The 26,739-nt window shown below is 40.6% G+C and carries 27 protein-coding genes; 14 read left to right on the top strand and 13 right to left on the bottom strand.

From position 1 onward, the window contains the following. Positions 1-45: 45 nt before the first annotated feature. Positions 46-1,335 carry a helix-turn-helix transcriptional regulator gene (locus GHD25_RS15835; RefSeq protein WP_164218617.1) on the bottom strand — a complete coding sequence of 430 codons (1,290 nt, stop codon included), beginning with the start codon at positions 1,333-1,335 and terminating at the stop codon, positions 46-48. Positions 1,336-1,675: 340 nt separating this feature from the next. Between GHD25_RS15835 and GHD25_RS15830 the strand changes: the two genes are divergently transcribed. The 3 genes from GHD25_RS15830 to GHD25_RS15820 all read left to right on the top strand — a co-directional run bounded on the left by GHD25_RS15830 (position 1,676) and on the right by GHD25_RS15820 (position 4,137). Beyond that, positions 1,676-2,158, top strand: coding sequence for a nucleoside deaminase (locus GHD25_RS15830; protein WP_164218615.1), 483 nt, complete (start codon positions 1,676-1,678; stop codon positions 2,156-2,158). Between the two features lie 160 nt (positions 2,159-2,318). Next, positions 2,319-3,560, top strand: coding sequence for an Nramp family divalent metal transporter (locus GHD25_RS15825; RefSeq protein ID WP_164218613.1), 1,242 nt, complete (start codon positions 2,319-2,321; stop codon positions 3,558-3,560). Positions 3,561-3,729: 169 nt separating this feature from the next. Beyond that, positions 3,730-4,137, top strand: a complete 408-nt coding sequence (locus GHD25_RS15820) for a nuclear transport factor 2 family protein (RefSeq protein WP_164218611.1) — start codon at positions 3,730-3,732, stop codon at positions 4,135-4,137. Positions 4,138-4,684: 547 nt separating this feature from the next. Here GHD25_RS15820 and GHD25_RS15815 read toward each other — a convergent pair. After that, positions 4,685-5,305, bottom strand: coding sequence for a DUF3298 and DUF4163 domain-containing protein (locus GHD25_RS15815; protein ID WP_164218609.1), 621 nt, complete (start codon positions 5,303-5,305; stop codon positions 4,685-4,687). 351 nt (positions 5,306-5,656) lie between these two features. Here GHD25_RS15815 and deoC point away from each other — a divergent pair, with 351 nt between their 5' ends. From deoC to betB, 3 genes are all read left to right on the top strand, one after another. Beyond that, the gene (gene deoC, locus GHD25_RS15810) at positions 5,657-6,403 is read left to right on the top strand and encodes a deoxyribose-phosphate aldolase (RefSeq protein WP_164218607.1); all 747 of its coding nucleotides are present in this window, start codon (positions 5,657-5,659) and stop codon (positions 6,401-6,403) included. A 165-nt stretch (positions 6,404-6,568) separates the two neighbouring features. Then, positions 6,569-7,438 carry a glycine betaine ABC transporter substrate-binding protein gene (locus GHD25_RS15805; protein ID WP_240452391.1) on the top strand — a complete coding sequence of 290 codons (870 nt, stop codon included), beginning with the start codon at positions 6,569-6,571 and terminating at the stop codon, positions 7,436-7,438. 131 nt (positions 7,439-7,569) lie between these two features. Then, positions 7,570-9,030, top strand: a complete 1,461-nt coding sequence (betB, locus tag GHD25_RS15800; protein WP_462943884.1) for a betaine-aldehyde dehydrogenase — start codon at positions 7,570-7,572, stop codon at positions 9,028-9,030. Positions 9,031-9,406: 376 nt separating this feature from the next. On the opposite strand, the gene GHD25_RS15795 is transcribed toward betB, so the two are convergent. After that, entirely contained in the window at positions 9,407-10,015 is a 609-nt protein-coding gene (locus GHD25_RS15795) for a TetR/AcrR family transcriptional regulator (protein ID WP_164218603.1), read from the bottom strand. 273 nt (positions 10,016-10,288) lie between these two features. Next, a complete protein-coding gene (locus tag GHD25_RS15790) occupies positions 10,289-10,645 on the bottom strand; it encodes a hypothetical protein (RefSeq protein ID WP_164218601.1) in 357 nt (118 codons plus the stop codon). Positions 10,646-10,918: 273 nt separating this feature from the next. Between GHD25_RS15790 and GHD25_RS15785 the strand changes: the two genes are divergently transcribed. From GHD25_RS15785 to GHD25_RS15775, 3 genes are all read left to right on the top strand, one after another. After that, positions 10,919-11,512 (top strand): TetR/AcrR family transcriptional regulator, encoded by a 594-nt coding sequence (locus GHD25_RS15785; protein ID WP_164218599.1) that lies wholly within the window; start codon positions 10,919-10,921, stop codon positions 11,510-11,512. A 96-nt stretch (positions 11,513-11,608) separates the two neighbouring features. Further along, a complete protein-coding gene (locus GHD25_RS15780) occupies positions 11,609-12,091 on the top strand; it encodes a DUF3995 domain-containing protein (protein WP_164218597.1) in 483 nt (160 codons plus the stop codon). Between the two features lie 65 nt (positions 12,092-12,156). After that, positions 12,157-13,170: a S41 family peptidase gene (locus GHD25_RS15775; protein ID WP_164218595.1), complete on the top strand. Its 1,014-nt coding sequence runs from the start codon at positions 12,157-12,159 to the stop codon at positions 13,168-13,170. A 15-nt stretch (positions 13,171-13,185) separates the two neighbouring features. Here the strand turns inward: GHD25_RS15775 and GHD25_RS15770 are convergent, their stop codons facing one another. Further along, positions 13,186-14,214, bottom strand: a complete 1,029-nt coding sequence (locus tag GHD25_RS15770; RefSeq protein ID WP_164218674.1) for an HAAS signaling domain-containing protein — start codon at positions 14,212-14,214, stop codon at positions 13,186-13,188. Next, the gene (locus tag GHD25_RS15765; RefSeq protein ID WP_164218593.1) at positions 14,201-14,563 is read right to left on the bottom strand and encodes a PadR family transcriptional regulator; all 363 of its coding nucleotides are present in this window, start codon (positions 14,561-14,563) and stop codon (positions 14,201-14,203) included. The genes GHD25_RS15770 and GHD25_RS15765 overlap by 14 nt, the downstream gene beginning before the upstream one ends. Before the next feature lie 448 nt (positions 14,564-15,011). Here GHD25_RS15765 and GHD25_RS15760 point away from each other — a divergent pair, with 448 nt between their 5' ends. Then, positions 15,012-15,722: a hypothetical protein gene (locus GHD25_RS15760; RefSeq protein ID WP_164218591.1), complete on the top strand. Its 711-nt coding sequence runs from the start codon at positions 15,012-15,014 to the stop codon at positions 15,720-15,722. Between the two features lie 78 nt (positions 15,723-15,800). Here the strand turns inward: GHD25_RS15760 and GHD25_RS15755 are convergent, their stop codons facing one another. Together GHD25_RS15755 and GHD25_RS15750 are read right to left on the bottom strand one after the other, a co-directional pair. Beyond that, the gene (locus GHD25_RS15755; protein WP_205601374.1) at positions 15,801-16,526 is read right to left on the bottom strand and encodes a DUF421 domain-containing protein; all 726 of its coding nucleotides are present in this window, start codon (positions 16,524-16,526) and stop codon (positions 15,801-15,803) included. A 275-nt stretch (positions 16,527-16,801) separates the two neighbouring features. Beyond that, the gene (locus GHD25_RS15750) at positions 16,802-18,025 is read right to left on the bottom strand and encodes a dicarboxylate/amino acid:cation symporter (RefSeq protein ID WP_164218589.1); all 1,224 of its coding nucleotides are present in this window, start codon (positions 18,023-18,025) and stop codon (positions 16,802-16,804) included. Between the two features lie 256 nt (positions 18,026-18,281). Here GHD25_RS15750 and GHD25_RS20210 point away from each other — a divergent pair, with 256 nt between their 5' ends. The 3 genes from GHD25_RS20210 to nadX all read left to right on the top strand — a co-directional run bounded on the left by GHD25_RS20210 (position 18,282) and on the right by nadX (position 19,874). Then, positions 18,282-18,416 carry a hypothetical protein gene (locus tag GHD25_RS20210; RefSeq protein ID WP_276207841.1) on the top strand — a complete coding sequence of 45 codons (135 nt, stop codon included), beginning with the start codon at positions 18,282-18,284 and terminating at the stop codon, positions 18,414-18,416. Positions 18,417-18,493: 77 nt separating this feature from the next. Further along, on the top strand, positions 18,494-19,000 hold the full coding sequence (gene lspA / locus GHD25_RS15745) for a signal peptidase II (protein ID WP_164218587.1): 507 nt from the start codon (positions 18,494-18,496) through the stop codon (positions 18,998-19,000). Positions 19,001-19,097: 97 nt separating this feature from the next. Then, positions 19,098-19,874, top strand: coding sequence for an aspartate dehydrogenase (nadX, locus tag GHD25_RS15740; RefSeq protein ID WP_164218585.1), 777 nt, complete (start codon positions 19,098-19,100; stop codon positions 19,872-19,874). 161 nt (positions 19,875-20,035) lie between these two features. On the opposite strand, the gene GHD25_RS15735 is transcribed toward nadX, so the two are convergent. After that, complete coding sequence (locus GHD25_RS15735) at positions 20,036-20,350, bottom strand: DMT family transporter (protein ID WP_164218583.1); 315 nt, start codon at positions 20,348-20,350, stop codon at positions 20,036-20,038. A 1-nt stretch (position 20,351) separates the two neighbouring features. Then, on the bottom strand, positions 20,352-20,705 hold the full coding sequence (locus GHD25_RS15730) for a DMT family transporter (protein WP_164218581.1): 354 nt from the start codon (positions 20,703-20,705) through the stop codon (positions 20,352-20,354). A 506-nt stretch (positions 20,706-21,211) separates the two neighbouring features. On the opposite strand from GHD25_RS15730, the gene GHD25_RS15725 reads away from it, so the two are divergent. Beyond that, the gene (locus GHD25_RS15725) at positions 21,212-21,487 is read left to right on the top strand and encodes a DUF1433 domain-containing protein (protein ID WP_164218579.1); all 276 of its coding nucleotides are present in this window, start codon (positions 21,212-21,214) and stop codon (positions 21,485-21,487) included. Positions 21,488-21,630: 143 nt separating this feature from the next. Here GHD25_RS15725 and GHD25_RS15720 read toward each other — a convergent pair whose 3' ends face one another. The 3 genes from GHD25_RS15720 to GHD25_RS15710 form a co-directional block, all read right to left on the bottom strand. Further along, complete coding sequence (locus GHD25_RS15720) at positions 21,631-21,756, bottom strand: FbpB family small basic protein (RefSeq protein ID WP_164218577.1); 126 nt, start codon at positions 21,754-21,756, stop codon at positions 21,631-21,633. A gap of 340 nt (positions 21,757-22,096) precedes the next feature. Next, positions 22,097-23,587: a S8 family serine peptidase gene (locus GHD25_RS15715; protein ID WP_240452390.1), complete on the bottom strand. Its 1,491-nt coding sequence runs from the start codon at positions 23,585-23,587 to the stop codon at positions 22,097-22,099. 643 nt (positions 23,588-24,230) lie between these two features. After that, positions 24,231-26,501 (bottom strand): ATP-binding cassette domain-containing protein, encoded by a 2,271-nt coding sequence (locus tag GHD25_RS15710; RefSeq protein ID WP_164218575.1) that lies wholly within the window; start codon positions 26,499-26,501, stop codon positions 24,231-24,233. Positions 26,502-26,739 lie beyond the last annotated feature (238 nt).

Genomic DNA, 26,739 nt, shown 5'->3' with positions numbered 1-26,739 from the left:
CTTTCTTGAATAGAACCTGAACAATTGACTCAGTCTGTGTTTAATTCAAGAATTACTCAGGGCAAGAAAATAATACTCCGAGGATTTTTTATAAAGTCTTAATTCAAAGTAGTAATCGGCCAATTCCTCAGCCATTTCTTTGATCAAAGGAGTATAACCCTCTGATACAGCGCATTCTATAGCATACTTTATAGTTTTTTCATAGTTGAAATGGTCTCCCCTGTTTTTAAAAACCTTGGATTTAATTGAATGTAATTCAATTTCCATGTGGGTTAATTTGTTTTTATTGACCAAGGTAAAGGTCTCATCTAATAGTTTCTTAACAGTTGGCCATTCTTTCTTCTTTAGCCTGATTTCCAGCATCCCTTTTAAAATATAGCATTTTTGAACCTCACTTTCGGTGCAGGCAAGGCTTTTATTATAATATAATATTGCTTCTTCATATTCTTCCAGTTTTTGATAAACCCTGCCCATGTTATATGTGATCATTGGCAAAAATACCTGTCTGCTTTTTGATTGGAATTCTTCCAAATGCTTTTGGGCTTCTCTAAGAGACTTAAGTGAGAAATCGTATTTTGAAAGTAAGTGGTATTGTACTCCCATCGTTATCAATACTCTAACCAGGTTATCCAAATCATTTTCCCTTCGAAAGATCTCATAAGACCTTTTGGAATAGAAAAGAGCCAATGTTTTATCTTCTAAAATCCGCTGTTTTACTAGGCTGATATTGTAATATAACTTAGCACTCTCGATATCTTTACTGTCACTGATTAACGTTTCGGAAATGGAATAGTGATAGTCGGATTGATTGAAATTCTGCTGAACATAAAAATATTTACCCAATACATTATGAAGCGCCAGATAATTCTTTTGTTCGGATTGACTTTCCACTTCCAGATCTTCCGTTTCATTCATCAACTTTTTATAGTAGGAATCATAAAGCTTATTTGCTTCAATCATTGATTTTTTTTCTACTAGTTCTTTGAACAGCGTAGTAAAAACTCTTACTAATAACTGGGTTGGAATGAACTCCAGCAATGCCATTTTCAGTAAGGACTCCTCCTCTTGGGAAAGCGCCTTACTTTGTTCTTCCATCTTAAATAATATGGTTTCTATTTCTTCCTGAAAACCATCATCATTCTGGTTTTTCAGCATTTCAAACTCGATATTCAGTTTTACGGAAACCTTTTCCAGGAATTGATTAGAGGGTTTTGCTTTTCCGTTTTCTATTTTGCTTAAATATGCAACGGAACATATTCCCTCCACTAACTCGGATTGTGACATCTTCCTGTATATTCTTAAGTGTCTTATTCTCTCTCCTATACTGATACTCATTTTGATCCCCCTTTTTTCCCGCCATAAAAACAAGCCTGTAACGTAAATAAATCCTGACTTTCTGTGTTAGCACAAAATTAAATTTATTCCCATTAAAAAGATTATAACACATTCTATCCCCTTTATTTAAAAATTTGCCAAATTTATGTATTATTCATAATTAAATAAATGTATATAATTGAAGTATACGTAATTCTTCCATTATGAGAACCTGTAATATCATGGCAAAATATAAATATGTCATATGGTATTCTTATTACAAAGGGCTGGAATAATGACAAAGAATATGTCAGCCGATTTCTTAATTGATCATCTTAATCATATAAAGGAGGATTCACAAATGGTGAATGAGAATGATATAAAGCACCTGAGGCGTTGTGTTGAACTGGCAAAAATGGCGCTGAAAAAAGGAGACGAGCCTTTTGGTTCAGTACTTGTCTCGGCCGATGGCGAGGTTCTTTTCGAAGATCATAATCACGTGGCAGGCGGGGATCATACACAGCACCCGGAATTTGCGATAGCGCGCTGGGCGGCAAATAATATGCCGCCTGAAGCAAGAAGCAATGCAACCGTATATACTTCGGGAGAACATTGTCCCATGTGTGCTGCGGCTCATGGCTGGGCCGGTTTAGGACGGATTGTTTATGCAAGTTCGTCTGAACAGTTGGCAGATTGGCTCAGCGAAGTGGGGGTACCCCCAGCGCGCGTCAGAAATCTGCCCATCCAGGATGTAATTCGAGATACTGCAGTAGACGGTCCGGTTCCCGAATTGGCGGAAGAAGTTCGCAAGCTCCATCATGCGCTCCATGGCGGCAATATATAAATGAAATGTGTTATCGGAGTGTGAAGCGGATTTCTAATAGCATGAATGGATAACCGTATTATGGAATATCCCCCATTGCCAACTGTTTAAAAAATATCCTCAGGGGAATGTTCAATTATGTTAGTTATATACCAAAGAACATTGATCTGGAGGTATTTAGTTGGCCAATTCAACACAAGATAGAGCAAAAGAAACTTCATTCATTGAAAAACTGAAGGCTATTGGACCGGGGGCCATTATTTCAGCGTCCTTTGTGGGTCCCGGAACGATTACGACAGCAACAGAAGCAGGCGCATCATTTGGGTATGCACTCTTATGGGCACTTGTATTTTCTGTAATTACCACTATGGTGCTGCAGATCATGACGGCAAGGCTTGGTATTATTGGCCGAAAGGGACTGGGAGCAGCCGTCCGTGACCAATTTGCACACCCTGTCCTGAAAAATACGGTGTCGGTCTTTGTGATTGCTTCCATCTTTATTGGATGTGCTGCTTATATGAGCGGAGATATGAACGGAACTTCCCTCGGAATCAATACCATTACTGGGTGGTCCATCGACGTGATTGGTCCTATTGTCGGTGTTGTTGTACTGCTGCTGGGTTTGAGCGGCAGTTACAAATTAATTGAAAAAGTGATGATTGTCCTTGTGATTGTAATGAGCATTGTGTTCATTACTACAATGGTTATGGCAAGACCTGATCTTGCAGGGGTTTTCACCGGTGCCTTCGTACCTTCAATGCCTGCAGGTTCCATCATTACGATTATTGCATTAATCGGGACTACGGTGGTGCCCTATAACTTATTTATTCATTCCGGAACGGTGCAGGAAAAATGGAGCCAGCCATCCGATTTAAAGGAGTCGCGCCGGGATATATTCGTTTCCATTGGAATGGGCGGGTTGATTTCAGCATCTATACTTATTACATCCGGTACATTAATGAGAGGCATTGAAGTGGAGACAGTGGCGGATCTTGCGCTGCAGCTGGAACCTTTATTGGGAAGCTGGGCGGAAAATTTCCTGGCAATCGGTATTTTTTCCGCCGGTTTTTCTTCCATGACAGCCTCCGCACTTGGGGCTGCTATTACGACAAGCAGTGTGTTGAAATGGGAAAACGGCATGGCGAACTGGCGCTTTAAGTTGGTGTTCAGTGCCGTCATAATCATCGGGATATTATCTTTTACTTTAAATTTTGAACCACTGGAAGTGCTGCTGTTTGCACAGGCATTAAACGGCCTTCTTTTACCGGGGATTGCCTTTATCCTTATGTTGATTATGAATAACAAAAAACTGCTCGGAGAATACGTCAATTCAGTAAAAATGAATGTGGCGGGTTCCCTGATTGTTATTGTGTGCTTTGCACTGGGCCTGTACAGTCTGATAACAGCAATTAGTTCTTTTTGAGCAGTTTCCTTGTAAAGCGTAAGTACCAACCAGTGAAAGCTCGTGTAATACTTTTTTCACCAAACAATTGCCTGGTCTCCTGCCTGTAACATAATATGTATGAAGGTGCCGCGCGCTGAAGAGGTTTGTTGAAGAGAGAATGTTATTAACAAAAAAGGGGTTGGAATAGTTGAAGAAAGTATACGGTGAAGAAAAAGGCATAAAAGTAATCAGCCCGTCGGATTGTGGAAATGCCCCGAAGAAAAAAGTTTTAAAAGATCTTCTCATTGCTTTGGCCGTCAAAGATATTCCCTTCATAAATGAATATACAAAGGAAGATATCAGGTGGGATATCGTCAATGACATTACAGTTCAGGGCCGGGAACAAGCTATTGAAGTACTGGAAAAAAGCATGAGTTCATCTGTCATGGAATTGAATATCCATAACATTATTACACATGGCAAAACGGCCTCTGCCAACGGTACCTTTAAGTTTGAAAACAACAAGGTTTACGCTTTTTGTAACGTATTCAACTTTGTCAGTGCAGGGAAAAATATCATAAAGGAGATAACTTCTTACATCATCCAGCTGGATTAGTGTAAAATGCTGTTATCGGAGCATCCTCTTCTACAAATAACTTACTTTGATTACTATCCTAAATTAACATTGCCTTAGAGCTTTTAGGATTAGTGTCAATATGACCTGAATACATCCCTCTTCCCATAAGAAATGACGAGGCTGGGACAGAACTCTGGGTAAGCATTGAAAAGACATAATCTACCATATTAGCTCCGGAAATATACGTAGACTCCAGCGGGAGCAAAGGCATCGGTAAGACCCCTAAAGACGAGTCAGCACGAGGAGGCTTATCAGCCGCCCGCGGCAAAGAAGACACCGAGAAAACGACCAAAGGGAGTTTGAACGGATGTCGCACTTGTGCCAATGGTGAAAGCGAAGTATATTTCCGGAGCGGGTTTTAAGCACAGAATATAAGGATGTTCGGATTTCTGTTTACTAAAATTGTTTTGTCCCAGCCCCTTTCGTTTCAGGGAATTACTTAACAACCTGGATTCCAAGTGATTACACACTGTTAAATCTGTTTAAGCACAATTGAAAGGGAAGTCAGGCAGGATCTTGCTTTGCCTTAATTATTCTCCGCCAGTCTGCCAAGTGGGCCTTCTTCATCAATGATATCCTGAATGGCATAAACGGAAATAGGAAACATTGGGAAACCAAAGGCATACGGGGCCAGTTCATATAGCTGAAAATAAATGACAAGGGTTTTGTCTGCAACGTAGTAATCTTGATTGGGAGCGATTTCCGTGAATTCATTTATTACCGGGATGTCCCGTTGCTTTATTTGTTCGCGGATTAATTGTGAGAGTCTTTCTGTATAATTGCTGTTCGGGTTAAATAAATCCTCCAATGTACAGGATTTTTGTTCCTGCAGGTCATAGGTTAAGGAATTGATATAGGTCATGCCATGGGCAGCCTGATAATGATATGCATAGTTGGAAAATGTAAAGCTCAGTACGTCCCGCTGATTGTTTTTAATTTCATAATACCCCAGCATTTCTACAAGTGATGACGGTGCATCTGCGGCTTGCTGATCAATTAATTGCTGTGTTTTCTGGATGATGTCCCGATTAATCGTATGCTGCAGGTTGTGGTTATCTTTCAGGGAAACATGCGGATAATAAACGGTTTGATTTGAATCATTTCCAATCACGAGTGTTTGTATTTCCGCAGGCAGGGATATAGGCATTTTTCTCATCCTTTTTAACTTTATTTTATGTGAAGGTTTGAAGGATGTGAAAAAAGCAAATGCCGCATATATTGTATATCGTTTATTGAACTCTAGGCGGATGTAGAGTTCTTTTTATATTTTCACCTAAATTTCATTGTTAAATTGAAAGGGATTATATGCGCTAATCGTATTGTTTGTGCTTATTTAACTTGATCTATTCAAAAATAAAATGTGCTTCCTTGTTTTTATAAGTCAAGTGTATTATAATAATTGCTGGTCAGGGATATTGATATTATCCTTACACAAACATTTAAATGTATTGGATCAGAATCTTGGCAGCCAAGAAAAGTACAAAAAGGATGATTGAATATGAATAAAGCGGAGTTTTGCAAAACAATAGATCATTCTATTTTATGGCAGAACAGAAGTAAGGAATCAATAGAAAAACGAAGCCGCGAAGTGATTAAATACGGATTTGCCGGTTTATGCTGTTACTCGACGGACGTTGCAGCAGCAAAAAATATTATAGGGGACAAAGCGAACATCAGCGGTGTAGTCGGATTTCCTGTGGGTTTTGAAACAACTGAGGCCAAAATTGCTGATGCTATAGCGTCGATTGATGATGGTGCGAATGAACTGGATGTCGTTATGAATATAGCCCGCTTTAAAGACGGTGACTATGACTACGTGTTAAATGAACTGAAACAAATTGTCGCAGCAGCAAAAAATAAAAGAAGTGACTGTGTTGTTAAAGTGATTATTGAGACCCCTCATCTTAAAAAAAGAGAGGAGTTAGTCAAAGCATGTGAGCTGGTAATTGATTCAGGAGCCGATTATGTAAAAAATGCCACGGGATTTGCTGTGGGATATGACGGCACTGGAGAAGCGGGGTACACGGATGAAATGGTAGAGCCCTACGATAACACAGGAGTTGACAATGTCAAAGCAATGCGTGAGATTGTGGGTGACAGAATTAAAATAAAAGCTTCCGGGAATCCCAAAAATCTGGATGAATGTATTTATTACATTAAAGAATTGGGTGTATCACGGATAGGTAATGATTATATAATCCAATGGCTTGACGAAGCAGGAGACGATTATTGGAAGGATAAATAATGATGTGTACAGAGTGCTTTATAGTCATGGGGTATTAAATTAGAAACAAAGTAACTTAAGGGTGTAATGGTGAAAGAATAAATCCGAAATGACTGTCATTATTTTATAGACCTGATAAGTTTGAAATATAATTTACGGCAATAATTGAAAGGAATGGTTTTTGTAATGAAGAAAGTACTTGTAATGATAACAGTCCTATTATTATCAATAGGTTTGTACGGGTGCGGTGCAGCCGAGGAAGAAGAGGGAAATGAAGCAGAAAATGAAGAGAATCAGGAATTGGTCATGGGCTTGACAACTTGGACAAGCACGATCCCGCCCACAGAAATTGTCATTGATATATTGGAAGATATGGGCTATAGCATTGAAGTAGAAGAAGCAGATATAGGAGTTATTTATGCCGGACTGGCAAATGGAGAAATTGATATTTATATGGACTCATGGTATCCACAACAGACACAATACCTGGAGGAATATTCGGATACCATCGAGCAATTAGCACCGATTTATGAAGATGCAAATGCAGGAATGGTTGTTCCGGAATATATGGAAGATATCAACGATGTTGCAGATTTAATTGGTAAAGAAGAAATTGTTAACAATGAGCTAATCGCCATTGAAGATGGCGACCCCGCGATGGATGAATTACAGGAGCTTATAGATGCATATGAGCTTGATGTTGAATTAATAAGTTCTTCTGAGGGGGCTATGCTTGCTGCCGCTAAGGCAGGTACAGATGATAATGAGCCGATTTTATTATATGGCTGGGAACCCCACTCCATGTTTAACGATATGGACTTAAAAATACTGACGAATGAAGAGCATCCTGAATTTTTTAATGGAAGTTCAGTTCACCCTGTTGTGAATAAGGATGTAAAAGAAAAAGCGCCTGAAGCCTATGAACTTTTGGAAGATTGGACAGTAAGCATTGCTGATATGGAAGAAATGATCACTAAAGTCGATAATGGCGAGGATGCCGAAGAAATAGCTCAACAGTGGCTGGACAATAACCCTGAGTGGCTAAACAATAACTAAGATAAGATGGATGATAGCAAAAATCACCTATTCAAATCTTTCGTATAAAAACAATTTGAAGGTTTAAGTGGGCTGCTTGCCTATCAACCCAGTACAAGGAAAAAGGAGTGAATTCGTTGGAAGCAAAAAAGATGTTTATCAATGGTGAATGGGTAGAGTCGAGTTCCGGCAGCGTACGTGATATTATCAATCCCTACAACCGGGAAATCATCGCAACCGTTTCAGAAGGTAGCATAGATGATGCCAAACATGCGATTGCTGCAGCCCGAAAAGCTTTTAACGAGAATGATTGGGCCGCCATTCCAGCCACAGAACGCGGCAAAGTAGTTCATGAGATTGCTGACTTGATCGAACGTGACCGGGAAGAACTGGCTGATCTCGAATCCCTGGATACGGGTAAAACGGTAGCGGAAAGCCTTATTGATATGGATGATATCGCTGCTGTTTTCCGGTATTACGCGGAACTAGCTGATAAAGAAGCGGATGGGGAGATGATCAACTCACCGATCCCGAATTCAACCAGTAAAATTGTACGGGAGCCTATTGGTGTATGTTCGCAAATCACACCATGGAATTATCCTTTATTGCAGGCATCATGGAAATTGGCGCCTGCGTTGGCGGCAGGCAATACACTTGTTATGAAGCCAAGTGAAATTACACCTCTGACATCGATTAAAGTATTCGAATTAATGGAAGAAGCTGGCGTTCCAAAGGGTGTAGTCAATTTAGTGCTTGGTCCTGGTAAATCCGTTGGAGAAGAACTGGCTTCGAACGAGGATGTAGATCTGGTTTCATTCACCGGCGGACTTGAAACAGGAAAGAAAATTATGCAGGCTGCAAGCTCAAATGTGAAGAAACTGGCACTTGAGCTGGGCGGAAAAAACCCTAATGTGATCTTTGCTGATGCTGATTTCGATACAGCAGTTGACCAGGCGATGAATGCCGTCTTTTTCCATGCCGGGCAAGTCTGTTCAGCAGGCACACGATTGATTGTGGAAGAACGCATTCATGATAAATTTGTTGATGCATTGGTCAAACGCGTTAAGAAGATCAGGCTTGGCAGTGGTTTCGAGGAGTCAACGCAAATGGGGCCTCTTATTTCGAAAGAGCATTTAAATAAAGTGATCGATTATGTTGAAAAAGGGAAGCGGGAAGGTGCAACAGTTGCGGCAGGCGGCGGGATTCCTGATAATCCTGAATTGCAGAACGGATTTTTCTACCTGCCGACCGTGTTAACAGATTGCACGACAGATATGCGTGTGGTGCAGGATGAAGGTTTCGGCCCGGTCATCACCGTAGAAAAGTTCACGACAGAGGAAGAGGCTGTCCAGCTGGCTAATGACTCCATTTACGGACTTTCCGGCGGAGTCTTTACAAATGATATTGCAAAAGCAGAGCGGTTCGTAGCCAAAATGCGCATGGGCACGGTTTGGATCAATGATGTGAACCTTTACTTCCCGCAGGCACCATGGGGCGGCTACAAGCAATCCGGTATTGGCCGGGAGCTCGGGAAGACAGGGCTGGAAGAATATCAGGAAATCAAGCATATTTTCCGTAATTTAAAGCCTAAGCCATTGAATTGGTTTAAGTAGGAAGCAATATACGTGAACTTCAGGATGTTTAATACATCTGCCTTAGAAGCAACATGACTGCAGCTGCAGCTTATCCATGGCGGCCGGGCGTGTTGCGGTCTTCATCGGATTCCGTTCTTTATGAAGGGGTTCGGTGGGGAAGGTGGATGTTTTTTAAGTAAGTTTTGTGTTTGCTTTATATTACGGCGAATTGTTGGATGTGAGGTTCCGCCTTGGAACTTTACATTTGTTTTTTCTCTTTAAGGTTTGGGATTTTCGTATGTAATTTAAATTGTTTATGTATGTTTTGCTAATGGTAAGGTGGATGAGCCTTTATAATGGAATTAATGAGAGTTAGTCCTTAAGCTCTGCAGCCAATTGCTGTAGAGCTTTTTACTTATGCATGCTGCACTTTGCAGATCCCCGTTAAATATTCTCTAACCTTTTGTTCAACCACCTGCTCATTATAATATTGGGTATAAATGACGGATTCAAATGTCAAGCCCGTGATGAATATAATTAACGAGAGTGCCTTGTCTTCGATATGGATGGAACTTGCAAGATATCCATTATGATAAAGCATGCTTATAATGTTCTTTGCAAAATTAAGGTTTACTTTCCGGTAATTTTCTTTAAGCTCCTGGTATTCCGGGTTCATTGTTGCCATTAAGGTGAATTTCACCCATATATCATTTTCCATTCTTTCTACTTCTGTTTGAACTTGAACAATTTGTTTTGCCATATTGACGGCATTTTCGAAAACATCTTCTTCTTTCTGTTCAACCTTTTGCATTCTCTGTTCAAACCTTTGAAAAATGACGTCCATTGCGAAGGTATATATATCTTTTTGTTTTGGGAAGAAATGCTGAACAGCGCCTAAGGATAATCCGGCTTTTTTGGCAATTTCCCGTAATGTAGTTTTTTCAAAACCATAATGATAAATAACATCAAATGTTGCTTCAACAATTTGTGTTTTTCTTTCATTATGATCTATAATTTTAGGCATAAGATTACTCCTTTGTTTTTTTTAAGTTAATTGTATTATAACACTTTTAAAGCCAAAAGACGTATAGTTAAGGGGGAAAGCCGGCATCTCCTCGGCTAGAAGTTTATGCACGTATGATAAAGTTACCGCCCCTTTTAATTGATGGAGGCAAAAAAGAGTCAAAAGGTTCAAGGGAACGGCGTAATTGATAAACAAAGTCTAATAAACAGCCCGTGACAAGGTGCTCAACTGCGTTTTTAATGCAAAAATTAGTTTATAGAATACATACGTTTTTTACGATGCTCTTTCCCTGATTGTTCGGGTAATGCCCCAGAATATATAGCGATATGCAAGTGCAATAGTAATAAATAAAAACATAAACTCAAATAAAGAAAAAGGCTCGTAGTCTATTAAATATGAATTAATAAAAACCAGTAGTAAAGACAACAGTTCCATTAGAGAGTCCTTAAACCCGTTTATTTCGTATAATTCCTTTGTGTTTTTGAAATTAAAAACATCTGTTAATGTCTCACTAAAAACTCCTTTGACAGCACATAAACCTATTAAATAAATTCCCAGAGCAGGCAGATAGGTTATATTCACCATCTGTGTTATTACACAATAAATTACAGTAAGTAAAAGCAATATCATTTTTCTGGTACCCCTTCTATATTAAAAGATAGATTCGGCAAGCCGCAGATTTCTGGTTATCTGCCCATTCTTTAACACTACTTATCAGTATACTTTTAAACTAACAATAAGTACACGCCTCCAATAGGATTAGCAAGTGTCGTACGTGAAAATGCCCCTTTATTTTGTTCAGGACCACATAGACCATGAAAAAATAGTAATTTAATTTACTGTTTACAAACCGCCGGTCGGTATGCAATAATAAGCTTATTATTAACTAAAGGGTGAAATATCTTGGACCGTGAAACACAGCGAAGAAATACAAAACAGATCATATTGGATGAAACGAGGGCTTTAGTTCAGGAAAAAGGGTGCACGCATATGACCGTGAACGATATTATCAATCGTACTGAGCTTTCCAAAGGAGCCATATACCATTACGTAAAAAGCAAAGATGAACTTTTGGCATTGGTTTTAGAGGAATGGATGGAAGAAACCAATGAACGCTTTATGGCTGAAGTAAGCCAGGGAAAAAAGGAGTTTGATGGCCCTTTAAAGGAAATCGTAAAAAAATTGCCATCACTGCAGGATCCCCGGGAGGCAACGAATCAAATCTTTCTTTATTTGCTATCAAAGAACGATCAGCCGGATGTCAGCAAAATTATTAATAACGTTTACGATCAGGCATTGCAGCTGGCAAGAAAATGGATTAAAGCAGGACAGAATGCCGGAGTCATCCCGTTATCTGTTCATGCAGATAAAGCAGCAGAGCTGTTCATGCTGATTTCCTACGGGTTTCGTATGCGCAGCGCCATTACCGACCAGTCTCATGCTTTTAGTGCGGACGATTTTTCTACGTTGATGGAAAATCTGCTGCAGACAAAATAGATATTAAAGCAGCATTAATAATGAAATGGCAGGTATATTTTAGGAGAATCGAACTCTTATCGGGAGAAAGCTTCTATAAAGGGGGAGACCTTTCTAATGAAGAGAAATAACTTATTCATTACTTTAGGTATTATTTGGACTTTGATTTTTGCAGGGATGAGTTTTTATTGGGCAATGGGAGGGCTGGCTGGTGTCAGGTCTTTGGGAGGGTCAATTTATGAAATGTCCCTGGATCCTACTCCCTCTTTTATAGCGATCGTATGGCTTACAGGTGTCATTAAACTGCTTGGCCTGGTATTATTTTGGATGCTGTTTAGAAAATGGAAAAAGCCTTTCATAACCGGCATGCTGTATTTCGTCATGAAAATTGCAGGAGTCTTCTTATTTTTATATGGGTTTCTTAATTTTATAACGATTTCATTGAGTGCATTTCAGGTATTGGAATTTGATTTGGATTCCTATGCGACGTTCTGGAGGCTGGTTTTCTGGGAACCCTTTTGGATGATTGGCGGTGTTTTTTATTTTTACTCCGTTAAAAGAATAAAGGGGCAGAATTGGCAAGGGCAGGAGGCAATATAACCTGATCTGAGAATATACACATTCGATTACAGTAAATGCATTTTCATAAAAGGGGATGATTTCATATGCAGGCTGAAAACAGGAATGGTTGGGTGCATGATACTGAAGGGATTATTTATTCCATAGCTAAATTGCTGAAAGAACATTATGTGTTCCCGGATATTGCAAAAGAAACAGCAAGATACCTGGAACACAGACTGGAGGGAAAAGACTATGAAGCTATTAAAAATCCGGAAACTTTTAGTGGGCAAGTTACAAGAGACCTTCAGAAGATAAGCAATGACAAACATTTGAAATTAACTTACACAGCTAAAGCAGGATCCAATGACCAGGTGATTAGTGACAAAGAACAAATGGAGAAACGGATGCTGCAGGCCAGGATCAACAATTTCGGATTTCATAAAGTAGAGAGACTTCAAGGAAATATTGGGTATATCGATCTCCGGGAGTTCCATGACCCAAAATTTGCTGCGGAGACTGCTGCAAGTGCGATGAACCTGGTTGCGAATACGGAGGCACTTATTTTTGACCTGCGAAATAACGGGGGAGGCAGTCCCTCCATGGTAGCCTTTCTCATCAGTTATTTATTTGATTGTGCACCTTTTCATCTGAGCAGTTTTTACACTAGGCAAAACGATTTCTTCAGCCAGTCCTGGACTTTATCCTATGTTCCCGGGAAACGGTACGGGGATAACCCTATTTACGTGCTGACAAGCCGGGAAACCTTTTCCGGTGCTGAAGAGTTTGCCTATAACCTGAAGAACTTGCAACGTGCAACCATTATCGGAGAAGCTACTAAAGGAGGGGCTAATCCAGGTACTGTCCATCAATTGACGAGAAACTTTAGTGTATTTATTCCTGATGGCCAAGCAATTAATCCCATTACTCAAACAAATTGGGAAGGAAAAGGCGTGACTCCGGATATACAGACAACGCAAGGTAAAGCATTGGAAACAGCATATGCCCAAGCCCTTCAACATATAATGAGCAGCTGTTCCGGCAGCAGAAACTATCAATTTCTAGCTAAAGAAGCAGAAACAAGGCTGGAGCAATTAGGCATTGCTGTCACTGAAAAATAACAATACAACTAAGCGTTAATTTTTGCTTTGTTTCCTGACCTTGATTAATCCTTTAATTATTTCCGAGACTAACCCCATCACAAGGATTACCAATGTCCAGAAGGTAACTTGCTCCCATATGATCTGAGCCGTCCGAAATGCATCTGTTCCCCTTGTTACCACGTTATACTGCACAAGTTCATTCATAAAGCTTGGGTTCCAAAGGTTTTCTCCGGATACCAGAACTATAATGAGTCCAATGGAAATTACATTGAGCATAGCGGTGTAAATAAGCATGGCTTTTGTCCATCTGCCGTAAAACAGCTTTAGTGATTCCTTCACAATAATTAATCCAATAAAAAGGATAATTAAAATCAAAATGGAACTATATGCATTTTCATTCAAAAAGGAAATAACATGGGCCATTTCCCCGTTTTGGTAGATCCAAATGCCGAAATACTCATGAGACGCAGCAAAAAACACGATCAGCAGCACACTAACGACGATGGCAATAATTGGTTCAGACGGATTAATCCGCCGTTTCGGGTCAGGAATAGGCGCCAAGTTTGATGGATGCCATTCTTTATCCAGGGTAACTTTTGACAGTTCACCTGATAACTTGCCTTCACTAAAATATTCCGCAAAAGCAAAGCTCAATGTGGTCCAGCCAATGACATTCGGGATTATGGCAGTAAAGAAAGAAACAATGTAATCGATAAAATAATCAAGCGTGTTCATCGGATTTAAAATGACCTGGATGACGAAAACAGCAGTGGTTCCTGCCACAACCGAAATCAAAGCTATTTTCAGCACAAGTATATACATATCATACAATTCCGGCCCAATGACATACTTTTTTGTTCCGCGGTATTTTTGTGCCAGCTGCCTTGGTGATCCCAGTTCCAGCAATACTTCCTCCACATCGTTATCCGTAATGTTTTTGCCCTGTACACGTTCATCCAGCATATCTTCAATCAAGCCGTAAAGTTCATCGGAAACATCTTTTCTTTGTGTTTCCGGCAGACGCTTCGTAACTGCATATACATACCGGTCAATCATCTCCATTTTCTTCACCCGTTTCCCCTTTTATTAAATCATTCATACTTGTGACAATGCTTTCCCACTCTTTAAGCAATAAACCCAATGCTTCTTTTCCAGTATCACTTAATAAATAATACTTCCTTGGCCGTGTCTCGTTCGTATCCCATTTACTTTCCAAAAAACCCTGTTTTTCCAGTCTTCTTAACAGGGGATATAACGTCCCCGGTTCCACTTGAAGCCCCTTTTCTTTTAATATAGTTACCAGAGAGTACCCATATTGAGGTGCATCAAGCTGACTCAGCGCCCCAATGGTAATGGTTCCCCGCCTTAGTTCCTGCATTAATTTGTCAATGTGTTCATGTGCATCGCTCATATCATCAGCTCCTGAATTCATTATAGTGTATGACACACACTATTGTAAAGTGCAAATTATTGTGGCGGAAGTTATTTGAGGGAAAATAAATAGTTATTCGCTGCGTTTATTATTAAATGAGCATGTAGGCAGTGTGATAAGAAGTCCGTTTTAAGCATGAGTAAAATAATCAGGAGAGCAGCGTATACTGCTTTTCGCACGTGATGTTTGGCACAGGTATTATTAAGGTTCGAATATTTTAAAAAAGGGCACGTAAACCTAGTGAAATATGGTAAACTGAAAGTAAATTTGTGGCGAAGAATGACTGGCGCTGAAAATTTCCATCTTAAAAGGAAATATCAGGACAGGATTCAGAGAAATACCGGCGGCTATACGATAATGCCGAGTTGGATAGTATGGAAACGGAAGGTTTAACCGTTGAAATTTAGATGTCAGGAGGTATTTTTTTTTGAGAGTAATTGGCTGGATAGGGGTATTGCATATTACTGTCATCGCAGTTTGGATGATTATAAATATTGTTTTCAGTCTTTCTAACCCCATTAATATGAATGAAGACAACACATTAGCAGAAAACGGCATCGCATATTATAGTGCGTTTCCAGGTTATTTGGGGATGGACCATGGAAGTAAATCACTCATCATGATTCTCTCTATTGCCATACCTGTTGGACTATTCATCTGTTTTAAAAATATAGAATACTTTAGGTTAAGAAACACCATAGCTCTCATTTCAGGCTGTTTTGGCTTTGCTTTATACGGCTTATCACTGATGCTGCAGGCTGTGACAGTGGAATATGCTTTTAATCTGTTTAATTCAAGTGAAGATATGTACAGCCGTCAGTTTGCAACACTATTATATGATTGGTCCATGCTTCAGGGCGGGTTGTCTGTAAGCATCTATATCATTGCCAATCTGCTTTTAGCGGCCTGGATTATCCTCCATTCCATAGGCTTATCTAAATTTTTACATAAGAAGAGGGTAAGTGTGTTCGGCTATTTTACAGGCGGCTTAATGATTGCAGGTTATTTGATTGCCTGGTTCTTTCTTATGCAGGGAGAACAAAGCATGCATAATTTGAATGAAATAGTTGGGGTGCTTTTCATGCTGTGGATATTTTTCGTTAGTATGAAGATGATTAAAGGAACGGTGAGTACTTGACCGGACGCCGGGTTTATGTTCATCGGGGAACTGAGCTGCCGGTCAGGTTGAATTTTAAAAATAAATCCTCTGTCAGTGTCAGTGTTTTATCTGCGGAATGGTTATATTGCTTTCATTTTTTAAAGAAACATGAAGTTCAAGATTTCGATTTATCGAGGCGAGAAAAACATCCTTAATATCATCCACTCCCTGGTTGGCTAATTGCTGCTTTAACCATGATGCATCTACATTTACATCCTGCAGCACGTCCTCGTATATGTTTCCTTCTACAACAGCAGGAATAGATAGCGAAGACGTCGCCTTTGTGATGTTCATATCTTCCCGTGTCACTTCAATATTAGGTGCTTTTTTCAATACGCTTAACGCCCCGTTTGCTTCGATTACTGCCGTCTGTACTTCATTCAAATCAAATATGCCTTTTTCCCGGAGCATTTGCAGAATATTATCGATAGAGTAACGGATCTCCTTTAAATTTTTCACGAGCAGCTTCCCGTCATGAATTACCACGGTAGGTTCAAATGTCAGTAATCTGCCTATTTTTCGGTTGGATAATTTCCAATTGGCTACAATGCGCTGAAAAATAGCGATGGAAATAATTGACAGTACAGTAGGCAAGTGTTTAACTTCCGGGTCGGCAATATCAGCTTCAACGAGTGCGCCAAGTATGACGATGATTAAAAAGTCAAATACAGGTAATTCGCCAATCGCACGTTTTCCCATAAATAAGGTCATAAACAGCAGTAGAGGTATAATCGTTACTATTCTCCCAAGGATAATGAGCATTTCTTTCATGAATTCAATCATCTTTATAACCCTTTCTCAGGTTTCTTTGCTACGAAAAATATAAAATTAGTACTTTATCATTCTGTCCACTTTTGCTGTGAAATATTACTATTTTAATGTCCGTGGCTGAATATCTTTCAATAGAATTTAGCAATTTTGATACTGGACTTGCTGGATATCAGCTTTCTGCAAAACAAAAAGCGTCAAATCCCCCCTGCTTCCAGGTGAAAGTTATTTGACGCTTACCCGCAATTACAAGCTCATTTGTCCATATCTATGAAATGCTAAACTATACTTTATCCTTTCTGCATCTTTCTATCGCGCCGATTTTCCCACTGTTGCAGGAGACTGGCATTTGCTGTGTTGCCAAACACATTCAGCAATGTACGGAATCCTTCTGTCACCCGGTCTATCCCGGCGACAATGGCAATGCCTTCCAGCGGCAGGTTTGCTGCAGTAAGCACCGTTGTCATCATGATAATTCCTGCACCGGGCACACCGGCTGTACTAAAGGAAACGAGCAGTGCACTCAGGAAAACGGCAAGCACCAGTTCAATCGTAATATCTATGCCAAATAACTGTGCAACAAAAATTGCGTTAAATCCCTGTAAAATTCCCGCGCCATCTCTTTTCAGCGCGGTACCGAATGGAATGGCAAAACCGGATAAATCACTTTGCAGCCCGGCCTTCTGTGCGCCATTCAAGGCAAGGGGCAAAGCTGCATTGGAACTTGCGGTACCGAAGGCCAATGTAAATGCCGAGGCAAACCCTTTGAAAAATATCTTCGGTTTTACACCGGCGAAAAATAAGATCAATATATACAAACCGATCATCAGGATAATTGCTAAAATCAAACCTAGGATGTACACGGCCAGATTGCCGATAATGCCAAAACCCTGTGTGGCCACCACAGATGTAATCAAGGCAAAAACCCCGAATGGTGCAATTTTCAATACGAGCTGCAGGACTTTCTGCACAATCTCGTACATGCTTTCCACGACATTCAAAAATGGCCGGGTTTGCTCATCCTTCAGCAGATTAATCGCTGTACCCGCCAGAGCGGCAATGACAATGACCTGCAATAGATTTCCTGATGCCAATGCTTCAAACGGATTGGAAGGCACAATGCTTACGAGCCACTCAACAAGAGAGTACCCTTGATCAGCGGCTGCTGCGTCTCCTGTATTGATAGCCTCCGCATTGCTGCCCGGCCGGACGATAAATGCCACTGCCAGTCCAAGGATGATGGCGGCAGCTGATGTCACTACGTAAAGGCTCATTAACTTTGTTGTAAATCGGGCAATATATCCCTTTCCCCTTAATTGCGTAATTCCCATAATCAAGGCGGCAAATACGAGCGGGACGACAATTAATTGAATAGCGCGTAAAAATACATCTCCGACAGGCTGCAATAGATATTGATCAAGCGGCTCCACCCAGCCCGGCGCAAGCAGATTCAGTAAACCACCAAATAAAACACCTGCACCTAATGCCACAAAAATTCTGGTTGATAACGACAATTTGCACACTTCCTTTATTCCGCATTTTTCTATTTATCTATATTAGCATGGAAAACATATAATTCCTACCGTTTTAGTTAGATTTATAAATTTATTGGGAGGTGATCTGTTTTATTAAGATGAGTTAAGTAGAATGTATTCTTATATGGGAACTTCACTGCAGTTATGTTTTGATGCGTATGGAGGGCAAACATTTGAAAAAGTTAACCGTTGCGGTAGATAATGAGTCTAGAATAGATGAATAAGGGGACAAGGGATGATTAAACCAAATATATTCCATTTTGCTACAGGTGAATTGTCACAGGATGCTTCATATGCTGGAGTCTGGCTTGGGGCCAGCAGCATCAAAATGCGCCGTATAAAGGTGCTGGAAGTTAATCAAACTTTGTAAGCTAAAGAAGAAGTCGTCGAGGCAGCTTCAAAGATTAGTCAGGCAGTATTTGCAGTTGCTGCCGCGGTCAGTTCTGGATGCTTCCTGTTAATTATGGCAGCAAAGAAAGTGTGATTTTTATTCTTTTTTATCTTGTTGTGCTTTTCGTCATTTTTATTGATCAACTATCGAAGTATTGGATTCGTTCACAGCTGGGTGTGGGCGAGACGATGGTCATTTGGGAAGGTGTATTAAACTTTACGCACATTCAAAACAGCGGTGCTGCCTTAGGGCTGTTCGAAGGGTACGGCCGATTGTTTATTCCCGTTGCCATCATTATTGCGGTGGTATGTATTTATATGCTGAAGAAAGGTTATTTAAATGGAAAGCTGCTGCAGACGGGGATTGCAATGTATGTTGGCGGGGCAATAGGTAATGCCATTGACCGTATTTTATTTGGCCAAGTGACCGATTTCATTCATTTTTCATTCCGCGATGGTGTCCCCAATTTGGCTGATTATGCACTTATCCTTGGAGTCGTGTTGATTTTTGTGGATGTTGTTATTGTGCTGTTGAGGAAGAGGAGGTTGGGAAACCAGCGTTGATTGTTGATGCTGATATCCCGATAGTAATGTACCACTGGTCGGGGAAATGGGAAGGAGTACTTGGTGAATACTGTATACGAAGAGTGGAGGATAAAAAATGAAAGTAGGCTTAATCGGTGCTGGAGCAATTGGAACATACTTACTTGAAGAGCTTAATCGAAAAAAAGACAAAAATATTCGGGTTACAAGTATTTTAGTCCGCAATTTCGATAAATATCAGCATCTGGAAAAACAATATGATATACGTCTGTATACATCACTGGATGAATTTTTAGATTCGGATATCGATATTGCTGTTGAAGCGGCAAATGTCCAGACTGTAAGAGAAATGCTGCCGAAAATTGTGAGACAAAAGGATGCTGTAATTATTAGCATTGGTGCTTTGGCAGAAGAGAAGTTTCTCAATGAAATAAAAAAGATTATCGAAGTAAATGGTCACAAACTTTACTTGCCTTCAGGGGCGATTGGCGGGCTGGATCTCATTGAAAATGTTGCTGCTGTAGGGATCATTCATAGCGTATCCCTGGTTACAAGTAAACCAGCCCATACATTAACGAACAAGTCCATTGATGAAGCTGAGGTGGTATATAAAGGAGATGCTGCGGAAGCGATTAAACAATATCCCAAGAATATAAATGTCTCCATTGCACTTGCACTGGCAGGGATTGGCTTTAAACAAACAGGGGTGACATTGATAGCGGATCCAAATATCGATGAAAATATTCATTCCATTGAGGTCAGCGGTGAGTTTGGCACAGCCTCTTTTACAATCAGGAATAAACCGCTGCCTTCCAATAAGAAGACAAGTTATCTTGCTGCAGTGAGTGTCATTGGTACTTTAAAAAAGATTACCCGAAGCATCCATATTCGCTGATTAAGGCGGAACATAAGACAAGCAATTTGTCACTGAATGTACTAGCCGGCTGCGAAGCATTTGAGCGGGACAAATGCTTCGCAGCCGGCTAGTTATTCCCTTTCCCGCCATATGGCATAAAAATTCCCCGCCAGCTTTTTTCTGGCCAGGGATATTTGGTGCTAAGATACGATTCGGAGTCCAACAGCTCCGCAAATAATACAGGTTAAGAACAGGGCGCGAATCACGTTCATTGATTCCTTGAAAACTACTACACCCATAATGACTGCTCCTGTTGCTCCTAAACCTGTCCAAACTGCATAAGCAGTGCCCAGCGGGATGTCTTCCATGGCCAGCGCCAGAAAATAGAAACCGAATGCAAAAGAAGCGATCAGCGTAATGAGCCAGCGCCATGATTTCTTTTTTAAATACATATTAATGCTCGCCACGCCAAAAATTTCCCCAAAACTGGCGATTATAAGATAAAACCACGCCATTTTAGCTCTCACCTTCCTCTGCAGTTGGTACCTTTCCCTGATCTTTTTCCCCGGTAGTTAACTGAATGCCAACTACACCGATAATAATGAGTAAAATAAACAATCCTTTTTCCAGTATAAAAGTTTCCCCCAATAGGGTGAAATCAATAATAGCAATGGCTGCAGCTCCGGAACCTGTAAATGTAGCATATACAGAACCGGATGGAAGAACTTCACATGCCTTTATAATAAAATAGAAACTTAAAATGATAGCGACAATTGTTCCGGTCCACATCCAAAAGTTGTGAGAGTATTTTAAGCCAAGAACCCAAACAACTTCGATAATGGCAGCGCCAAGAACATATATCCATCCCATAAAACGAAACTCCTTTGTTGTTATCAACCTTAATTCCCTGTCGACTAATATCATAACGATAAATAAGCAATAAAGCCATCAAATCAATTTTTGTGGAAAGATAGTTAGTTTAAAGGCGGAATGGAGAGATGTTTTTTGAGCGGAAGGTAATGGTTGTTTCCCCTTATTTAAAAGATAATGATGAAAGTATAGGATGAAATGGCAACAAAGCTTGTGGGAAAGCATTTTTACCATTTCTTTAAATTAGTTGTGTAGTTGGGGTCTTTCCAAAATTGATTATATAAAATGTTACATATTATTATCTCGTTTTTTATGTCAACTTCAAAGGTATGAATGTCATTCTTATATACTTGGTTTGGAAGAGCAAAGATGCTTCAATATTTGTGATTTTCCCATAGTCACTTAATCTCTTTTACTGTAGAATATTTTATAGAGGAGTGAAAAAAATGAAAAGAATTCCTTTATTGGCAATTTTGGTTTCCATTATTCTATTAGGAGGGTGCTTTGTGAATAGTCAAGATTATGATGATGAGACAATCGAAAAGGCCAAAGAAGTTGCAGAAAGTTATATAAAAAATAATTATCAAGATATTGAAACCGTTGAATTTATTGGAGTCGAAAAAAGTCCGATGGGGGGGATGTGGGTTAATGGCAAAGTTAATGGGAAAGCAGGTTTCACTATTGATATGGATGAAAAAGTATTTAAAGTTATGGGTGCAGGTCTAAAAGAAGGTTTTCCCGAACTAAAAGAAGAATGCAAAAATGGCGGTTGTGATTATTGAAAGCTGCATTAGTTTTACTGGAAATCATTCTTTGCTGTACTCCCACAATAGGGGAGATTTTTGGAAGGCAGACAGTGAATTGACTTTCTCATCAAAAAAATAACAAAACTCAGCAGAATCAAAGTCCTGCTGAGCCCTGAACCTTACATTTCCCTTGTATGTTTTTCTTCAAGCTTACGTTCGATTTCATTCAATGCTTCTTTGTCCTCAAGCAAAGCCTGTTTATTCTGTTCAATAAGTTCTTCGATATTTCTATTTTGTCCAAGCATAACTTTTTCACTTCCTTTGTCATACTATTTCAATTATATTATAGTACAAAAGTCACTGGAATAGACAACGTAATTATGACAAATATGTGAAAATTCATCTTTTAGTTATGAAAAACTGAATGTCGATCACATAAATTAAAATGATAGATCAAAAGGAGCCAGCAAACCTGGATGAAACAACTCCCAATCCAACAGAAGAAAATGGCTGCAGAAGAATAAAGAAAACGATGGAGTGTGGGTAAGTTGTGAAAAAAGGGACAAAGACGGTGCCTTTATCCCTTTTGCTATAAGTTATTATTCCCCTGAATGCTGCAAAATCAGGAAAGCGACACAAGCACTTTTATTTTACGCTCCAGTACCAAGGGTCATTCGGCGGTGTCCATCCCGGGAATGATAAATGTGCACGGGTACAAACATATACTTCACCATTATAGGTTACTTCATCGCCGGCTGAATAGTAAGTGTATGGCTGCCATTCCGGTGCCTGCGGTTCGTCGCCGCCGTCACCACCGTCACCGCCATCTCCACCATCATTGTCGTTAATATACTGGATGGCGGCATAGGCATCGACTATACCGTTGCCATACTCAAAAGAGCTTCCTGCTGATTCCGCAGTCTGGTTCATGGCTTCCCTTACTTCTGTTGCAGTTGCATCAGGGTTTGCTGCCCGCAACAAACCGGCTACACCCGCTACATGAGGAGATGCCATGGAAGTTCCGGAAAGCGTACTATACCCATTATTCGGAACCGTACTGTAAATATTAGAGCCAGGGGCCATTAAGTCCAGTCCATCCCCATAATTGGAGAAAGACGATCTGGTTTTATTGGAAGTAACAGAACCCACAGCGATGACACTCTCATATGCAGCCGGGTAGGAGATGGTGCTGCGATATTCATTCCCCGACGCAGCGACAACAATTGTGCCCGAACTAACTGCTGTCTGAACAGCATCATCAAAACTCTGGTTATAGCCGCCCCCGCCTAAAGACATGTTAATGACATCCGCGTCAACACTTACAGCATGAAGCACACCCTCAATAATTCCAAAAATGGAACCGCTCCCATCGTCGCCCAATACTTTTACCGGGATGAGTGTTGCCTCCTGCATTACACCTGAAACGGAACCATAACTGGCAACTGTTCCGGCTACATGAGTACCATGTCCCTGGCGATCCATGGTAGAATTACCACCAACAAAGTTTGCGCCGAGATTTGTATTTACAAAATTGCTGAGGTTTTGATGGTTTGCATCAATGCCTGTGTCCAGCACTGCAATTCTCACGTCACTGGACCCATTTGTTATTTCCCAAGCTTCCGGGGCATTAACCATTTCATAATGCCATTCCTGGGACGGGTGAAGATCTGCTGCTGTATCATTCATCACCTCAGCATCTGTTGCATGTACTTCTTCATTTTGAGAAATATGTCTCACTTTTAATCCTTCATCTGCCAGCGCCTTGTCCAAGGCAGCTTTTGCTTCTTCAAATGAGTTGTATTCGGCTGTATTATATTCAACCAAGTAAACCCAACCCATATTTTTCACTATTTCTTCCCTCAACTGTTTATTTTCGTCTGCTTGTAATGCGTTTGCATCATTATCCATAAGAGAGTCTACAATTTGAAAACCCTGATTTGCCAGGTTGTTATTGCTGTCCATAACGCCTGCAGGTGACTTTTCAATAGAATCTTCCAATTCAACAGATATAATCAACTGGTCCTCATAGCTGTTTGTCTGGTCATTCTTTGAAGTGTTATCGCTGCCGGCTGAAGCAACCGATGAAATTCCAATGGTCAATAACAACACAGTGAATATTTGCAATATTTTCTTCAAGGTTAGCCTCCTTTAGATATGGCCCTGTGTGGATAAAATAGTCATTCCTCATTAGACGATGAAACTAATAAATCCCTCCCTTAGTATTGAATATTAGGAAAATTATGTTTTGGATATTTTTACAAGGCCAACTTTAACTTACCATTTAATGCCATTAATTACTATAACATTAACGTTAAAATGTTGTTAATATTATGTTACATTATTTTACAGTTTCTCCTGTCTTTGTATTAAATGTTTGGAAGGTTTGAAAACATATGGTGTGATCATGATGCGGTTAAGATATGTATCGAACGATAACAACACAGCAGTACTTTTCCGCGGAGGGGTTTCCATCAAGTGATGTAACCTGATACGTTCCAATGTCTGCCGTAAATCTTTAAGGTTATAAGGTATCTATGTACGTGGGGACGGTCAGGTCAATGAAGCTTTTCGAAGTTCCATGAGCGTATTGGTCATGTCAAAAGAGGCAGCACCCCTTCCCTCGTTCGCCATCACCATAAATTGATGAAGATGGAGGGAAGGCAAAACATATGGATAAATTATATTATCCGCATTGGATGTGTAGCATTATAGCCAGTCTCTTGGTTAAGGTTAATAATGGCAGGCGGTTTGTATCGGAGTCCTTTCCTTTCCCTGTAATTCATTCAGTAATTTGTTTCCGTAAACTTTTGGCAGTGGGTGTGTCTGCCTGCAGCATTTCTTCCGGTCTGCCTTCAAAGATAATTTGTCCACCCTGCTTTCCTCCCCCTTTACCCAATTCAATGACCCAGTCGCTTGCTGCGATAAAATCCAGGTTATGTTCTATGATGATTAAGGAATTTCCCCTGTGCACCAGGTTTTGAAAGACCTCTAAAAGTGCTTCGTTATCTTTGGCATGCAGACCCAGGGACGGCTCATCAAGCAGGTAGATTTGTCCTTTCTTTTTTAAGTGGCTTGCGAGCTTGAGACGCTGGACTTCCCCGCCGCTCAGGGAACTTGTGGACTGCCCCAGGGTCAGGTAACCTAATCCAACGTCTTTCAATGTATTCACGCGCTTGATGATCTTTGCTGATTTAAAATAATGATTGGCTTCTTCAATCGTTAAATTCAATACTTCCATAATATTTTTACCCTGATAGCGATAAGAGAGCGCCTCCTTGGAATATCTTGAACCGCCGCAGGCCTCGCACTGGGTGGTTACCGGTTCAGCAAAGGCAACGTCGGGGGTGATCACACCTTTTCCTTTGCAAACAGGACATGCTCCGGTGGAGTTAAAGCTGAACAAACCTGGTTGTTGTCCGGTCGCTTTGGAAAATATGGTGCGAATCTCATCCATAATTCCCATATATGTCACGATGGTCGAGCGGCTGGAGATCCCTATGCTCCCTTGTCTTGCCCTGATGGTTTCCGGATAGCGTTCCGGGAAAGCTTCCAGCATAAGAGAACTTTTGCCGGACCCGGATACACCACAAACGGAGACCAGGACATTTTTTGGAATTTGTACATTGATATTTTTTAAATTATGGTTAACAGCATTTTTTATTGTAAAATACGCTTTTATTTCCCTTGGGTTTTTATTGACTTGCACCTTGGGCTTGAGCGTGGTGGCTGAGTTTGAAATGTCCAGCCCATCCAGATTTCCCTGATAGACCACTTCGCCTCCATTTACACCTGCTCCCGGTCCCATCTCGATAACCTCATCTGCAGCTTTAATGACAGACAGATCATGTTCAATGACAATAACAGTATTGTAGCGGGCTTTGAGACTTTTCAGCATCTGTATTAACAGATCCACTTCTTCAGGGTGGAGTCCTGCCGTTGGTTCATCAAAAATATAGGTGATATTGTTCAGACTGCTCCCCAGATGACGGGCAATCTTTACCCTTTGGGCTTCACCGCCCGATAAAGTACTGATTTTCCTTGACAGACTTAAATAGCCCAGCCCCATTTCTATCAATTGCATAATTGGAGGAATGGCTTGTCTGACGATTGATCGCCCCATCGGATCCTTGATTTTTTTTAATTCCTCCAATAATGCCGTGAGCTCTATTTGGTCGTATGCTGCAATATTCAGGCCATTTATTTTACATGCCAGCACCTTTGGATTCAGGCCTGAGCCCTGGCAGGTGGGACAAGGAGAACGTCTGGATACGGCCAGGACGTCATTCTGGGTGACTTCTTTCAGCTTTGAAATATCCCTAAGGATATAAAGGCGGGTAAATCTCGGCAACAGTCCATCCCATTCATGATCCTGCGGTCCGTTTTTCGTATGAAAGGGGGCATAGACTTTTTCCCCCCTATCGGGACCGTACAGAAACAGATTAAGCTTATCTTCCGGATAGTTTTTAATCGGCAGATCCGGATCGAATAAGCCGCCGGTCATCATCCACCTGCCCTGCCAGCCTGCGGGCGACAGTGGTTTAAATTTCACTGCGTAATCCCGAAGTGACTTATCAAAATCGATGAGCTTGTTCTCATCAGGCGTAATAACTTCCCCGTACCCGCTGCATTCCGGACATTTTCCAAACGCACTGTGGCTGGAAAAATCGGTGGCCTCCCCGATGGAGGGTGTTCCTATCCGCGAGAATAAAAGTCTGATTAACGGGTGAATATCCATATAGGTGCCTACGGTGGATCGGGGGTTTCCGCCTGCCGGTCTTTGTTCCACAACAACAACCGGGCTCAGGTTTTGCATGAGATCGGCTCGTGGTCTTTCATACCGGGGCATTTGGTTTCTGACATAGAGCGGATAGTTCAGTGCCATTTGTCTTCTGCTTTCTGCAGCCAGTGTGTCAAACACGACGGAACTCTTCCCTGAACCGGAAAGCCCGGTGAATACAATGATTTTCTCTTTTGGAATGTTGATGTCTATATTTTTCAGGTTATTTTCTTTAAGTCCTCTCAGTATGATTTCATCTTTGAATTCTGACATATGATCATCCTTTTAAATAGAAAACAAATTGTAACTCCCTGGGATTCAGTGTACTGGTTTCTCTATCGAAACAAGGTTATATTTAATCAGAATCAGTCACATTAAACATGTTTTCCGAAGTTATTCATGCAGCGTATTTGCTGCCATCTATATATATTCTGATGTTAAGTCTGGAAGTGTATGTATGTTTTTAAATATATCATAGAACTGTGGATTGTTTAATAAAATCTCACATTGT

Origin of the sequence: Virgibacillus aidingensis, from assembly GCF_010994035.1 — a bacterium.
Lineage (GTDB): Bacteria > Bacillota > Bacilli > Bacillales > Amphibacillaceae > Virgibacillus_N.
This window is presented reverse-complemented; position numbering and strand designations above follow the sequence as displayed.

What these genes read in the sequence shown, in the direction of transcription:
- GHD25_RS15830 (WP_164218615.1), top strand. Translation starts at nt 1,676, where the DNA reads ATGGTGAATGAGAATGATATAAAGCACCTGAGGCGTTGTGTTGAACTG.
- GHD25_RS15815 (WP_164218609.1), bottom strand. Translation starts at nt 5,305, where the DNA reads ATGCCTATATCCCTGCCTGCGGAAATACAAACACTCGTGATTGGAAAT.
- GHD25_RS20210 (WP_276207841.1), top strand. Translation starts at nt 18,282, where the DNA reads ATGATTAAACCAAATATATTCCATTTTGCTACAGGTGAATTGTCACAG.
- GHD25_RS15765 (WP_164218593.1), bottom strand. Translation starts at nt 14,563, where the DNA reads ATGAGCGATGCACATGAACACATTGACAAATTAATGCAGGAACTAAGG.
- GHD25_RS15710 (WP_164218575.1), bottom strand. Translation starts at nt 26,501, where the DNA reads ATGTCAGAATTCAAAGATGAAATCATACTGAGAGGACTTAAAGAAAAT.
- GHD25_RS15735 (WP_164218583.1), bottom strand. Translation starts at nt 20,350, where the DNA reads ATGGCGTGGTTTTATCTTATAATCGCCAGTTTTGGGGAAATTTTTGGC.
- GHD25_RS15835 (WP_164218617.1), bottom strand. Translation starts at nt 1,335, where the DNA reads ATGAGTATCAGTATAGGAGAGAGAATAAGACACTTAAGAATATACAGG.
- GHD25_RS15805 (WP_240452391.1), top strand. Translation starts at nt 6,569, where the DNA reads ATGAAGAAAGTACTTGTAATGATAACAGTCCTATTATTATCAATAGGT.
- GHD25_RS15790 (WP_164218601.1), bottom strand. Translation starts at nt 10,645, where the DNA reads ATGATATTGCTTTTACTTACTGTAATTTATTGTGTAATAACACAGATG.
- GHD25_RS15755 (WP_205601374.1), bottom strand. Translation starts at nt 16,526, where the DNA reads ATGATTGAATTCATGAAAGAAATGCTCATTATCCTTGGGAGAATAGTA.
- GHD25_RS15795 (WP_164218603.1), bottom strand. Translation starts at nt 10,015, where the DNA reads ATGCCTAAAATTATAGATCATAATGAAAGAAAAACACAAATTGTTGAA.
- GHD25_RS15720 (WP_164218577.1), bottom strand. Translation starts at nt 21,756, where the DNA reads ATGCTTGGACAAAATAGAAATATCGAAGAACTTATTGAACAGAATAAA.
- lspA (WP_164218587.1), top strand. Translation starts at nt 18,494, where the DNA reads ATGCTTCCTGTTAATTATGGCAGCAAAGAAAGTGTGATTTTTATTCTT.
- nadX (WP_164218585.1), top strand. Translation starts at nt 19,098, where the DNA reads ATGAAAGTAGGCTTAATCGGTGCTGGAGCAATTGGAACATACTTACTT.
- GHD25_RS15730 (WP_164218581.1), bottom strand. Translation starts at nt 20,705, where the DNA reads ATGGGATGGATATATGTTCTTGGCGCTGCCATTATCGAAGTTGTTTGG.
- GHD25_RS15770 (WP_164218674.1), bottom strand. Translation starts at nt 14,214, where the DNA reads ATGGAGATGATTGACCGGTATGTATATGCAGTTACGAAGCGTCTGCCG.
- deoC (WP_164218607.1), top strand. Translation starts at nt 5,657, where the DNA reads ATGAATAAAGCGGAGTTTTGCAAAACAATAGATCATTCTATTTTATGG.
- GHD25_RS15775 (WP_164218595.1), top strand. Translation starts at nt 12,157, where the DNA reads ATGCAGGCTGAAAACAGGAATGGTTGGGTGCATGATACTGAAGGGATT.
- GHD25_RS15780 (WP_164218597.1), top strand. Translation starts at nt 11,609, where the DNA reads ATGAAGAGAAATAACTTATTCATTACTTTAGGTATTATTTGGACTTTG.
- betB (WP_462943884.1), top strand. Translation starts at nt 7,570, where the DNA reads ATGTTTATCAATGGTGAATGGGTAGAGTCGAGTTCCGGCAGCGTACGT.